The organism is Pseudomonas sp. H3_E07, assembly GCF_054668895.1.
In genome coordinates, this window is sequence record NZ_CP162795.1 from 1,109,930 (window position 1) to 1,121,767 (window position 11,838).

Annotated in this window: 15 protein-coding genes; 8 read left to right on the forward strand and 7 right to left on the reverse strand. The window is 61.2% G+C overall.

Going from position 1 to position 11,838, the window contains the following annotated elements:
• Positions 1-158: 158 nt before the first annotated feature.
• Positions 159-1,097: a LysR family transcriptional regulator gene (locus AB4O08_RS05015; RefSeq protein WP_010212109.1), complete on the forward strand. Its 939-nt coding sequence runs from the start codon at positions 159-161 to the stop codon at positions 1,095-1,097.
• A gap of 110 nt (positions 1,098-1,207) precedes the next feature.
• Here AB4O08_RS05015 and AB4O08_RS05020 read toward each other — a convergent pair whose 3' ends face one another.
• Genes AB4O08_RS05020 through AB4O08_RS05030 form a run of 3 tightly spaced genes read right to left on the reverse strand, consistent with a single transcriptional unit; the run spans position 1,208 to position 3,105 of the window.
• Entirely contained in the window at positions 1,208-1,750 is a 543-nt protein-coding gene (locus AB4O08_RS05020; RefSeq protein ID WP_010212110.1) for a DUF2937 family protein, read from the reverse strand.
• Positions 1,751-1,761: 11 nt separating this feature from the next.
• The gene (locus tag AB4O08_RS05025) at positions 1,762-2,538 is read right to left on the reverse strand and encodes a class II glutamine amidotransferase (RefSeq protein ID WP_010212112.1); all 777 of its coding nucleotides are present in this window, start codon (positions 2,536-2,538) and stop codon (positions 1,762-1,764) included.
• Positions 2,539-2,568: 30 nt separating this feature from the next.
• The gene (locus AB4O08_RS05030; protein ID WP_010212114.1) at positions 2,569-3,105 is read right to left on the reverse strand and encodes a hypothetical protein; all 537 of its coding nucleotides are present in this window, start codon (positions 3,103-3,105) and stop codon (positions 2,569-2,571) included.
• Between the two features lie 25 nt (positions 3,106-3,130).
• Between AB4O08_RS05030 and AB4O08_RS05035 the strand changes: the two genes are divergently transcribed.
• A complete protein-coding gene (locus AB4O08_RS05035) occupies positions 3,131-5,173 on the forward strand; it encodes a S9 family peptidase (RefSeq protein WP_021491002.1) in 2,043 nt (680 codons plus the stop codon).
• Between the two features lie 68 nt (positions 5,174-5,241).
• Positions 5,242-5,727, forward strand: coding sequence for a cyclic nucleotide-binding domain-containing protein (locus AB4O08_RS05040; RefSeq protein WP_021491003.1), 486 nt, complete (start codon positions 5,242-5,244; stop codon positions 5,725-5,727).
• Here the strand turns inward: AB4O08_RS05040 and AB4O08_RS05045 are convergent.
• On the reverse strand, positions 5,724-5,999 hold the full coding sequence (locus AB4O08_RS05045) for a hypothetical protein (RefSeq protein WP_010212119.1): 276 nt from the start codon (positions 5,997-5,999) through the stop codon (positions 5,724-5,726). The two genes, AB4O08_RS05040 and AB4O08_RS05045, sit on opposite strands and share 4 nt — an antisense overlap.
• A 78-nt stretch (positions 6,000-6,077) precedes the next feature.
• Between AB4O08_RS05045 and AB4O08_RS05050 the strand changes: the two genes are divergently transcribed.
• Positions 6,078-6,764: a spermine/spermidine synthase domain-containing protein gene (locus AB4O08_RS05050; RefSeq protein WP_010212120.1), complete on the forward strand. Its 687-nt coding sequence runs from the start codon at positions 6,078-6,080 to the stop codon at positions 6,762-6,764.
• Between the two features lie 119 nt (positions 6,765-6,883).
• Here the strand turns inward: AB4O08_RS05050 and AB4O08_RS05055 are convergent, their stop codons facing one another.
• Positions 6,884-7,804 carry a ParB/Srx family N-terminal domain-containing protein gene (locus AB4O08_RS05055; protein ID WP_460114734.1) on the reverse strand — a complete coding sequence of 307 codons (921 nt, stop codon included), beginning with the start codon at positions 7,802-7,804 and terminating at the stop codon, positions 6,884-6,886.
• Positions 7,805-7,902: 98 nt separating this feature from the next.
• On the opposite strand from AB4O08_RS05055, the gene AB4O08_RS05060 reads away from it, so the two are divergent.
• The 3 genes from AB4O08_RS05060 (at position 7,903) to AB4O08_RS05070 (ending at position 9,333) form a co-directional block, all read left to right on the forward strand.
• Positions 7,903-8,277, forward strand: a complete 375-nt coding sequence (locus tag AB4O08_RS05060; protein ID WP_010212122.1) for a YajD family HNH nuclease — start codon at positions 7,903-7,905, stop codon at positions 8,275-8,277.
• Between the two features lie 169 nt (positions 8,278-8,446).
• Entirely contained in the window at positions 8,447-8,914 is a 468-nt protein-coding gene (locus tag AB4O08_RS05065) for an RNA methyltransferase (RefSeq protein WP_010212123.1), read from the forward strand.
• A gap of 68 nt (positions 8,915-8,982) precedes the next feature.
• On the forward strand, positions 8,983-9,333 hold the full coding sequence (locus AB4O08_RS05070) for a YgaP family membrane protein (protein WP_021491006.1): 351 nt from the start codon (positions 8,983-8,985) through the stop codon (positions 9,331-9,333).
• Between the two features lie 43 nt (positions 9,334-9,376).
• Here AB4O08_RS05070 and AB4O08_RS05075 read toward each other — a convergent pair whose 3' ends face one another.
• Together AB4O08_RS05075 and AB4O08_RS05080 are read right to left on the reverse strand one after the other, a co-directional pair.
• Positions 9,377-10,597: a hypothetical protein gene (locus tag AB4O08_RS05075; protein ID WP_029529208.1), complete on the reverse strand. Its 1,221-nt coding sequence runs from the start codon at positions 10,595-10,597 to the stop codon at positions 9,377-9,379.
• A gap of 12 nt (positions 10,598-10,609) precedes the next feature.
• Positions 10,610-11,059, reverse strand: a complete 450-nt coding sequence (locus tag AB4O08_RS05080; protein WP_003172524.1) for a YcgN family cysteine cluster protein — start codon at positions 11,057-11,059, stop codon at positions 10,610-10,612.
• 154 nt (positions 11,060-11,213) lie between these two features.
• On the opposite strand from AB4O08_RS05080, the gene AB4O08_RS05085 reads away from it, so the two are divergent.
• Entirely contained in the window at positions 11,214-11,798 is a 585-nt protein-coding gene (locus AB4O08_RS05085) for a nitroreductase family protein (protein WP_010212129.1), read from the forward strand.
• Positions 11,799-11,838 lie beyond the last annotated feature (40 nt).

The window sequence follows — 11,838 nt, forward strand, 5'->3', positions numbered from 1 at the left end:
GCTTTATTTTTTTGTAGTGTGGGATTATTTACGCAGAACTCGCAACTTGTCCTGACACCCCAACGGCGCTTATCGTGGAATGGCTCGATTTTTGGCGCTGGCCCGGTACGGCGTCCAACTAATAAAAACCGATCCATGCATAAGAAAAAGTTGATCCCATGAATTTGAAGTTCCTCGAAACCTTCGTCTGGGTAGCCAAGCTCAAGAGTTTCCGCCTGACCGCCGAGAAGTTGTTCACCACCCAGGCGTCGATCTCCAGCCGTATTGCGGTGCTGGAAAGCGAACTGGGGGTGAAGTTGTTTCTACGCGACTCACGCGGCGTGAGCCTGACCCCTGAGGGTTTGAAAGTGCTCGATTATGCCGAGCAGATGATGGTGACCATGCAGGGCCTGAAACAGTCCCTGGAGACCACCAGCAGCAAGGTCGGGCGCATTCGGATAGGCGCGATGGACACGGTTATCCACACCTGGCTCAGCCCGCTGGTGGCGGAACTGATGGACCACTTCCCCCTGGTAGAGATCGAATTGGTCGCCGATACCGCGCTGAACCTCAGCGATCAGCTGCAAAAAGGCTTCCTCGACCTGATCCTGCAAACCGACCTGGTGCGCCTCGAAACCGTACGCAGCCTGGAATTGGCCAGCCACCCCATGGCCTGGATCGTCGCCAGCCAGTCGATCTACAACCGTGACTACGCCTCCCTCGCAGAACTGGCCCAGGAACGCATCATCACCTACTCGAAAAACTCCCACCCGCACCAGGACGTCATCAGCCTGATGCAAGCCAACGGCGTGGCCGCGCCACGGATGAACTGCGTGAATTCAGTATCGGCCATCACCCGCTTGCTGCGCGATGGTTTCGGCATAGGCGCGCTGCCGCCGGTGCTGGTCAGCGAAGAACTGGCGCGTGGGGAATTGGTGATGTTGCCGATGGCGCAGAAACTGCCGAACTTGCAGGTGGTGGTGTCGTGGCGCGTGGGGGTGGAGTTGGTGGAGGAGATTGTGGGGTTGTGCCAGAAGGTGGTGGCGCGGTATGCCGAAGAAGTCGGTGAAGAGCGGATGGTACTGAGCACACCAACCTTACTGAGGAAACCGGATTAAACATGTGGGAGCGGGCTTGCTCGCGAATGCGGCGTGTCAGTCAAAGATGTTGTGACTGATCTACCGCATTCGCGAGCAAGCCCGCTCCCACAGTTGGATCTGCGTATGGTTTACAAACCTTTCAGGTCGCGCTCTTCGATCGGCCGGCTCTGGCGCAGGCGCTTGCCGCCCAGCACGACCCAGTCGATCAGGCGGAACAGGCATTCGATGCCAAACGACAACAGCATCGCTCCGCCCAACCCCCAGCCCATGGCCTCAGGCGTGAGCAGGATCTGGTAGCTGTAGCCGTTCCAGGTTTCCTGGCGGATATCCGGGTCCGCCGCCACCGCCACTTGCAGGGCGCGGATATACCACGGGCCTTGCATGGCCTGGAATTGCTTGTCCAACGCCACCTGGCGATCCAGCATGGCGCCCAGGCTGTTGGCGTCACTCTGGAACACCGGGTCATCGCTGGCGCGGTAATGCGCGACCAACGCCTTCAAGTCACCGTTGAAGAACTGCCGGGCAGTGGTCTCAAACCCACTGAGACCGGTCTGGGCCTCGATCAAATGAGCTTCGACGCGCTTGGCGTAGTCGTTGATGAAGCCCGGCACTTGCACGCCGACCAACAGGCCAATCGCAAACAGCACCAACCGCAGATAACTGAGCAACATGGTCAATATCCTTACTCGGTGATGCCCTGGCTGACGCATTCACCGCGTCGCCACAGGCTCCATTGGCCCGGTTCGTAGCGGGTCCAGTTTTCGTTATCGGTCAAAGGTTCGGTGGCAATCACGGTCACCACGTCATTAGGCGTGGTTTCGGCCTGAAAATCGACGATCACGTCGACATCTTTCAAGCGTGCCGGACCAAACGGGGCGCGACGGGTGATCTGGGCCAATTTGGTCGAGCAATAGCAAAACAGCCAGTCGCCGTCGCTGAGCAGGCAGTTGAACACACCTTTGCTGCGGTATTCGGCACAGGCGGCGATCAGGTCCGGCAGGACGTCTTCAATGTCCACTGGCTCAGGGAAGGCTTCGCGCACACGGTTGAGCAAATCGCAGAAGGCCGCTTCGCTGTCGGTATCGCCCACCGGGCGGTAGAAAGTGGCGCGTGGGGTGAAGTCGGCCAGTTGGCCGTTGTGGGCAAAGCACCAGTTACGGCCCCACAGTTCGCGAACGAACGGGTGAGTGTTGGCCAAACTGACCTTGCCGACGTTGGCCTGGCGGATATGACCAATCACCACTTCACTTTTGATCGGGTAACGCTGCACCAGCAGCGCGACTTCCGATTCACTGCTGGCGGCCGGGTCCTGGAACAGGCGCAGGCCACGGCCTTCGTAGAAGGCGATGCCCCAACCGTCACGGTGCGGACCGGTGCGCCCACCGCGCTGCATCAGCCCGGTGAAGCTGAACACGATATCGGTGGGGACGTTGGCACTCATGCCCAATAATTCACACATGCCAGGGCTCTCGCAGCAGGGCGGACAACGTTAAAGGCGCGGTTCGACGCGCATACCGCTCACCGGCGCAGGACGCCGCATAGGCACGTCATCGTCATCTTGATCCGGCTCGGCGGCCAGGGCGGCATCAGCAGCGGCCTTGCGCTCACGGCGGGCGTTGGCGGCCCGTTCGATGGGCCAGCGGATCAGCGCAAACACCAGGTACACGCCAAAGGCGATCATGGTGTACATGAACAGATCGGAAATGGCCCGCCAGGCGTTGTTGCCGACCTTGAGCACCAGGTCCAGGGCCGTGATCGCCACGGCCGGCGCGAACTGGGTCTTGACCGGGTCGACAATGGTCGGGCTGAAGAGCAGCACCGCCATCAGCAATAGCAGCGGCTCGCGCAGCCAGCGCCAGATCCAGCGGGTCATGCGCCACCACACCAACAGGCAGCCCAAAGCGGCGAAGGCGTAAAGGCCCCAAGCGATCAGATAGTCGTTCTCGGTCATGGTGTCCATGGCAAGGTTGGCAAACAGGCGGCTATGATAACGGCTTTTGCGTGTCGCGGCTGCAATGCCTGCCACCGTCCGCCCGATAGAGAATAATCCCATGCCCGTATCGACCGCTCCGATTGCCCGCAAGGCCCAAGGCCCAGACCCGTACGCCTGGCTGCAAGTGCGCGACAGTGCTGAGGTGCTCGATTACCTCAAGGCTGAAAACGCCTGGCAGGAAGCCCAGCTCGCCGACCAGGCAGCGCTGCGCGAAACCCTGTTCGAGGAGATCAAGGGCCGCATTCTCGAAACCGATCTGTCGTTGCCTTCGCCGTGGGGCCCGTATTTGTATTACACCCGCACCACCGCCGGTGACGAATACGCCCGCCACTACCGCTGCCGTCGCCCGGCCGACGACAGCAACCAGGTGGATGACAGCAGCGAAGAATTGCTGCTGGACCCGAACGAGCTAGCCAATGGTGGCTTCTTCTCCCTTGGCGCCTTCAGTATCAGCCCCGACCACCAGCGCCTGGCCTACAGCCTCGATACCAGCGGTGAAGAGATCTACACCCTCTACGTGAAGGAATTGGCCACCGGTAAAGTCAGCGAACTGGAGTTTGAACACTGCGACGGCAGCATGACCTGGGCCAACGACAGCCTGACCCTGTTCTTCGGCGAGCTGGACGACACCCACCGCCCGCACAAACTGTATCGCTATCGCCTGGACGGCACGGCAGCGCAGGAAGTGTTCCATGAGCCGGACGGACGCTTCTTCCTGCATTGCTACCGTTCCAGCTCCGAGCGCCAGCTGCTGCTGTCACTGGGCAGCAAGACCACCAGCGAAGTCTGGGCCCTGGACGCCGATCAGCCGCAGCTGGACTTTACGTGCCTGGCGCCACGGGTCGAGGACCACGAATACGATGTCGATCACGGCCAGCTGAATGGCGCGTGGACCTGGTTTATCCGCAGCAACCGTGATGGCATCAACTACGCCCTGTTCGTGGCGACCGACATTGGCGATGTGCCGACCGAAGCTGAGTGGCAGAACCTGATCCCCCACAGCGACGAGGTGATGCTCGACGGCGTGAGCCTCAACACCCACGCCATGACCCTGAGCCTGCGCATCGGTGGCCTGCCGGTGATCGAAGTGCATCCACAGGGCTTGCCGGCCTATCGCGTGGAATTACCTGACGCCGCCTACAGCCTCTACGTACAGAACAGCCTGGAGTTTGTCAGCGACAAGATCCGCCTGCGCTATGAAGCCCTGAACCGCCCGGCCCAGGTTCGTCAGTTGGAACTGGCCAGCGGCGCGCAACAGGTGCTCAAGGAAACCCCGGTACTCGGCGTGTTCAACGCCGACGATTACGTGAGCCAACGGCTATGGGCCACCTCGGCAGATGGCACCCAGGTACCGATCAGCCTGGTGGTCAAGCGCGACCAGTTGGGTAAAGCCACGCCACTGTATCTGTACGGCTATGGCGCCTACGGTTCGAGCCTGGACCCGTGGTTCTCCCACGCACGCCTGAGCCTGCTGGAGCGTGGCGTGGCGTTTGCCATCGCCCACGTGCGTGGCGGCGGGGAGTTGGGCGAAGCCTGGTACCGCAATGGCAAGCAGGCGCACAAACAGAACACGTTCAGTGACTTTATCGCCTGTGCCGAACACCTGATCGCCGAGGGTCTGACCACCTCCAAGCAACTGGCCATCAGCGGCGGCAGTGCCGGTGGCCTGTTGATCGGCGCGGTGCTCAATCAGCGCCCTGAGCTGTTCCAGGCGGCGATTGCCGAAGTGCCCTTCGTCGACGTGCTCAACACCATGCTCGACCCGGAACTGCCGTTGACCATCACCGAATACGACGAGTGGGGCAACCCTGAAGAGCCGGACGTCTACGCACGCATCAAGGCCTATGCGCCCTACGAAAACGTTCGCGCCCAGGGCTACCCGCACCTGCTGGTGATCGCCGGCTACAACGACAGCCGCGTGCAATATTGGGAAGCCGCCAAGTGGGTGGCCAAGTTGCGCGACACCAAGACCGACGACAACCTTCTGTTGCTCAAGACCGAACTGGGCGCCGGCCACGGTGGCATGAGCGGTCGTTACCAGGGGTTACGTGACGTAGCACTCGAATATGGCTTTGTGTTCAAGGCGCTGGGGCTGGTTTAAGGAACTTAGCGGGGCGGTTCTGTCTGAACACAGGACTGCCTACTGATTGATGGATCAAGATTGCTGCCATGGCATTACCGACACTCATGAGTTCTTCTTTACAAACCGAAATCCGCGACATGCTTATGGATTGCGGCCTGTTCGACCCGCTGTTGCCGGAAGACTTTCATGTCGCCGCCGGCTATTTCAATATCAGCAGCATTGCCCGCGATGAGGTGATTTTCCTTGAGGGCGATGCCGGCACCTTCATGTGCATCCTCCACAGCGGCCAGGTGGCGGTGCAGAAAACCAACCACGAAGGTCAGCGCCTGACCATCGCGACCCTGCGCAGCGGCCGGGCCTTTGGCGAGATGGCCGTACTCGACGGCGAGCGGCGTTCCGCCAGTTGCGTAGCGGCCAGTGACTGCGTGCTGCTGAACCTGGGCAAGGACTCCCTGGAAAAGATGCTCAACGAGGCGCCCAGGGTCGCCGCCAAGATCATCCGCGCGATAGCTATCGCCCTGTCCAAGCGCCTGCGCATGGCCGACGGGCAATTACTCTCGCAACAGATCTAACCGCCAGGCGTCTTCGGCTTGCTGTCATTTTGCAGGCCCGGCACCGTCTGGTCCTTGGGTGGCGTTGGCAGCACGATAGGCACCAAGGGTGGCGAGCCATTGGTCTTGGGCACGGCGGGCGGGGTGACTTGCGGGTATAACGTCGGCGTCGGAGTGCCCGGCGCGCCTGGGGTTGGGGCGGGCGCGACCGGTACGGTTTGCAACTCCTGAGCCTGCGCCGCACCTGAGGCGAGCGCGCTCAACACAATGACCGTTAGAATGCTGCACTTCATCGATGGCTCCATGGCCTGACCGGAATATCGTAAGGCTACTCCCAACCGCGCAAGAATGCCCTTCCCAATGAGATTCCCATGAAACGTTTTGTTCTGCTGGACACCACCCCGATCCCCGACAACGGCGGTGCCTTGTGCCTGTTCGAATACGGTGAAGATTTCGTCATCAAGATCCAGGGCGGCGACGGTGGCCAGTTGATGAACACGCGCATGCACGGCTCTGAAGATGCGCTGGCGGAAATCCCCTGCCGCAAAGTCGCTGGGCGCCCCGGCTCACGGGTATTGATTGGTGGCTTGGGCATGGGCTTTACCCTGGCGTCAGCCCTCAAGCACTTGGGCAAGAGCGCTGAAGTGGTCGTCGCAGAACTGGTGCCGGGCGTCGTGGAATGGAACCGGGGGCCGCTGGGCGAAAAATCCGGCCGACCGTTGCTGGACCCGCGCACGGTGATCCGCATGGAAGACGTGGCCAAGGTGCTGCAAGCCGAGCCCCAAGGCTTTGACGCAATCATGCTGGACGTGGACAACGGCCCCGAAGGCCTCACGCAAAAGGCCAACAGTTGGCTCTACTCGGCCGCTGGCCTGGCCGCCTGCGCCAAGGCCCTGCGCCCCAAAGGCGTGCTGGCCGTGTGGTCAGCCAGCGCCGACAAGCTGTTCAGCGACAAACTGCGCAAGGCCGGTTTCAAGGCCGAGGAAGTGCAGGTGTTTGCCCACGGCAACAAGGGCACACGGCACACCATCTGGATTGCGGAGAAGCTCAAGGGCTGATCACACTGCAGGTCTAATGTGGGAGCGGGCTTGCTCGCGAATGCGGTGTGTCATTCAGCACATCAGTGACTGAAACACCGCATTCGCGAGCAAGCCCGCTCCCACATTGTTGATCTGCGCTATGGTTGGGAATTACGGTAATCGATCACGTACGGCACTTTTTTGTCGAACGTTTTCTCCAATTCATCGCGGTCCAGCGTCGTCATGCCGCCCAGTTGATGGGCGGTGAAACCGCTGTCGCCGACCGGTGAGCCCGGGGCCAGGCTGACCATGCGCTTGGCGACGGCTTCTATCGCGTCCTTGTAGCCAGCCTTCTTGTTCAGGTTGTACTTGCCCAGATCAATTTGCGTGCGCAGCCAGTTGCCCCAATAGAACTCCAGGAACTCCGGCGCGATCTCGCCAGCATCAGGTTTGCCATACGCGGCCTTGCGGGTGAAATACACCAGGCTGCGGAAGGTGTCGTCCTGCAGGTTCTTGAAGCCCAGGTGCGCCGGCAACTGCTCGGGCGGCAGGGTCTGGCCCTGATTGTCCTTGAGCCAGACCTTGCGCGCGGCCTCCATGCGCTGCCAGAAGTTGGCCATGGTCGGGCTGTTGCTGAAGTCGTCGGTGACCCTGACCCACATGTTCAGGCGAGGTCCGCCGCCGGGCGCTTCCCACAAGGTGGTGAAGCTGTGGTGACCGTCGGTCAGGTACAACTGGCCGCCGGGGCCGACTACCACGGTTTTCATGTCGTCAGGATGGGTGCCCACCGGATCCTTGCAGGTGAAGCTCGCCGGCTTTTGCAGGTCCGCGCCCTTGGGCACGTTGTCGGCCTCGCCCTGGCCGTTGGTTTCGCAGTATTCATCGAAGACCTTGTTGGGTTTATCGGCGAACAGGCCAAGGCTGTAGTAGATCTGATCGAAACCCACCACGGCCTGGGTCGGGTGCAATTGCTCCAGGGCCACCTCGATCACCTGACCGGGCTGAGGGGTAGAGAACGCTTGGGCTTGGGCCGTGAGCCCACACAGCAACAGTGCAACAGTCCATGAATGCAGACGCATGAGTTTCAGATCCTTATCGATAAAGTGAAGCGGTTATTTGCAACGCGAGCGGCTAGAATCAACCCTATCCGTGAACCATCAAATAGCCAGGAGCCATGATGAGCTCGACCAACCCGCCCTCCCACACCGCCAAGCTGGATCGCATCCTTGCCGATGCCCAGCGCGACCGGGAAATGGGCTACCGCGACAAAGCCTTGAAGATGTACCCCCACGTGTGCGGCCGCTGCGCCCGTGAGTTCTCCGGCAAACGCCTGAGTGAGCTGACCGTACACCACCGCAACCACAATCATGATGACAATCCCCAGGACGGTTCCAACTGGGAGTTGCTGTGCCTGTATTGCCACGACAACGAACACTCGCGCTATACCGACCAGCAATACTTCGGCGACGGCTCCACCAGCAGCCCGACGATTGCCAAGGCCACGCATAATCCGTTTGCGGCGTTGGCCGGTCTGATGAAGAAGGACGACTGAAGGCCTTCGTCGGCTGTAACGGCCTCATCGCAGGCAAGCCAGCTCCCACACTTTTGGTCTGTGAACACATTCAAATGTGAGAGCGGGCTTGCTCGCGAAGGCGATCGGCCAACCACGGCATCACTCCAAGGCCGTATAATCGCCGTTTTCCTCCAAGGCACCCCTCCCCGTGGGCAATAAACGCTACAGCTGCATCGGTCTGTATAACCCCAAATCCCCCGAAAACGTCGGTTCGGTCATGCGTGCCGCCGGCTGCTACGGCGTGGCCTCGGTGTTTTACACCGGCGTGCGTTACGAGCGCGCGCGGGACTTCATCACCGACACCAAGAAGGTCCACCACGACATTCCGCTGATCGGCATCGATGACCTGAAAAAGATCCTGCCCCTGGGCTGCATCCCCGTCGCCGTGGAGCTGGTGGAAGGCGCTCGGCCCCTGCCCGAATACACCCACCCTGACCGCGCGCTGTACATCTTCGGCCCGGAAGACGGCTCCCTCGACAAAGAGATCCGCGACTGGTGCGAGGACGTGATCTACATCCCGACCACCGGCTGCATGAACCTCGCCGCCACCGTCAACGTGGTGCTCTATGACCGCTTGGCCAAGGGCAACAACACCCGTTCGGGCCCCAAATACTGATATTTTCGGAACATCCGGCACCTGCGGGCAGTCAGCTATTTATCACTAGCCCTCGTTGGAGACAGATCATGAGCGACAGCAAAACCTTGCGACCTATCATCGAGCACACCCCGTTTGAAACGCAGCCGCAGCAAAACGTGCACGGCTGGGAGCGCATCGGCTCGGTGGCCGGTGGCGTGATGATGGTGGGCAAAGGCCTGCGCCGTGGCGGGATTTTCGGCTTGATCCAGGTGGCGATCGGCGGTGTGGCGCTGGTGCGGGGTGTCACCGGGCACAGTTCGCTCAAGGACAAGCTGGCGCAAGGTCGTCAGGAGATGAACACCGTGCGGACGAAGATCGAACGTGCCGGGGCAGAGCTACAGAACTTGAAGACCAAGGCGGAAGTGGCGGCTGAGAAGGCGGTTAAAACCTCAGTCTGATCTTCCATGTGATGGAGATCAAACTGTGGGAGCGGGCTTAGGATCAGCGCAGCAGTTTGGAATCCAGCACCACTGAGGGCTCGCCGATAATGCTCTCGGCCAGCTGCACGAACTCCGCGGTGGTGATGCGGTTGGCCCGCATCACCGCTTGCGCGAGGTCATCCAGCGACCGCTTGTTATGAGTCTTCACGCGGATCTCGCGGTCCAGTTCCTGCAACACCACCACCGCCCGCGACACCGTCGCGCCACTGACGTGCTCGCCGCGCAGGCTGGTCACGCCCTTACCTTCCTTTGCCAATCGCGCCTGTATTGCCTGATAGCGCTCGTCGGTGATGCCACCGGCCCGACGCATCAGCTCAATGGCGTAATACTCGGCCAGTCCTTCGCTGATCCAGTCACTGGTGTCGTGGTCATTGAAACGCCCGACCGCCTGTACCACTTCGCGTAACAACGGGCTGCTGCCGTTTTCGCTGACCAGCGGCGTGCGGCTGCTGAGGTAGATCGAGTCCCGCGCCGAGAACGCGCCACGGCGCATCGGGTCGCTGGCGCCCACCACCAGCAGCTTGGTCGGATGCCGTGGGAAAGCCGCCTCCACTTGGGGCCAAACGAATGTCAGCAACGTCAACACATCCATCCGGCGCATGGCCTGGCCCTTGGGCGAAGCCACGGTCACTTCCGTCTCGCCCAAACGCACACGGCGGCTACCGAGGTTGCCGGCGAGCATCCAGCCGGTGGGCCGGTCGAACAGGCGGGAGACGTTGTCGATACGGAATGTGTTCTTGCCGATGCGCGGCCAGGCGGTTTCGATGCTTTTCCAGCCGGCCGGCAGTTCGAAGACCAGGCGTGAGACCAATTCAACGCCGTCCTGCTGATCGAGGCGCGCGGTCGGCACCAGGTCTTCACCGCGAAACAGCGCCCAGCTCGGCGTCATCCGCGCTTCATAGATACCGGCCTTGCGCGCATGGGTGAGGCGTACGCGGTAGGTCAGGCTGGCTTTGTCGGCGCTGGGTTGCCATAGGCCGCGATGTTCGGTGATGCTCCACTGGCCGTCAGCCTTGAAATCGCTGTAGTCACCGTCGGAGCCAAGGTCGAAGTTCAAACTGCGCACCGCCGAACCCTTGGACAGGCTCACCCGCACTTCGGCCTGATCACTCAGGGGTAAGAGTTTGACGTGATAATCCAGGTCGACTTTCTTTGCGCACCATGCAGACGTGCTCAGCGTCAGCAACACCATAGATGCTGCCAACTTGATTGCCCCCCTCATACACACTCCTTCTCAGCCCGCGCGGAAAATCAGGTAGTCCTCCCAGTCATCCTCCGGCACGCTGCCTTCGCTGAGCATGCGCCCGGACTGGGAAATGCGTTCGTGGTGCACGGCATCGCGGTCGCCGCAGACCAGGTGGTGCCACAGTGGCAGGTCCTTGCGTTCGCTGACCAGGCGATAACCACAGGTGGGCGGCAACCATTTGAACTGGTCGGCCTGACCCGGCGTGAGCTGGATGCAGTCAGGCACCGATGCACGACGGTTGGGGTAGTCGGTGCATTGGCAGGTTTTCAGGTCGAGCAGTTTGCAGGCGATCCGCGTGTAATAGACGCTGTTGTCGTCTTCGTCCTCGAGCTTTTGCAGGCAGCACAGGCCACAGCCGTCGCACAACGACTCCCACTCCTCCTGGTCGAGGTGCTCAAGGGTTTTGCGTATCCAGAAAGGTTCGACTTTGGCGGCCATGGCTCTGCATCGGTATCGGTGGGTGAAAAGGCCGCCAGTCTAGTGCCCAAGGCCTCTGGGGCCAAGCGCTTACGACTGGCGGTGTCACAACACTTGTCAGTCTAGTGGCCGCGCAGTAGCTTTGAGCGCCGAATTGACGATCAGGAACTGCTCCATGACACGTGTTGCCGACTATCCGATCCACACCCAATTCACCGACCGCTGGTCGCCCCGTGCCTTCACCGGCGAGAGCATCTCCCAGGAAACCCTGCTGAGTTTCTTCGAAGCCGCGCGCTGGGCGCCGTCCGCCTACAACTCGCAGCCATGGCGCTTTCTCTACGCCCGCCGCGACACGCCGGATTGGGAGCGTTTTCTGGGTTTGCTGAATGAATTCAACCGTGGCTGGGCGCAACACGCGTCGGCCCTGGTGATCATCGCCTCGAAAACCGACTTCACTGCCCCCGGCGCCAGCGAAGAAACCCCGGCCCTGTGGCACACCTTCGACACGGGCTCGGCCTGGGGCCATCTGGCGCTGCAGGCCAGTCTGAGCGGCTGGCACACCCACGGCATGGCCGGTTTCGATCAGGAACTGACCCGCAAAGAGCTGAAAATCCCGCAAGGTTATGCGCTGCATGCCGCCGTGGCCGTGGGCAAGCTGGGCGATAAGTCGACCCTGCCTGAATACCTGCAAGGTCGCGAAACACCCAGCCCGCGCAAGCCGTTGAGCGAGCTGGTTTGCGAGGGCGATTTCAGCCTCTGAGGCCGATGGAGCTGACAGTGAGTTGCCAGGCGATGGCAAC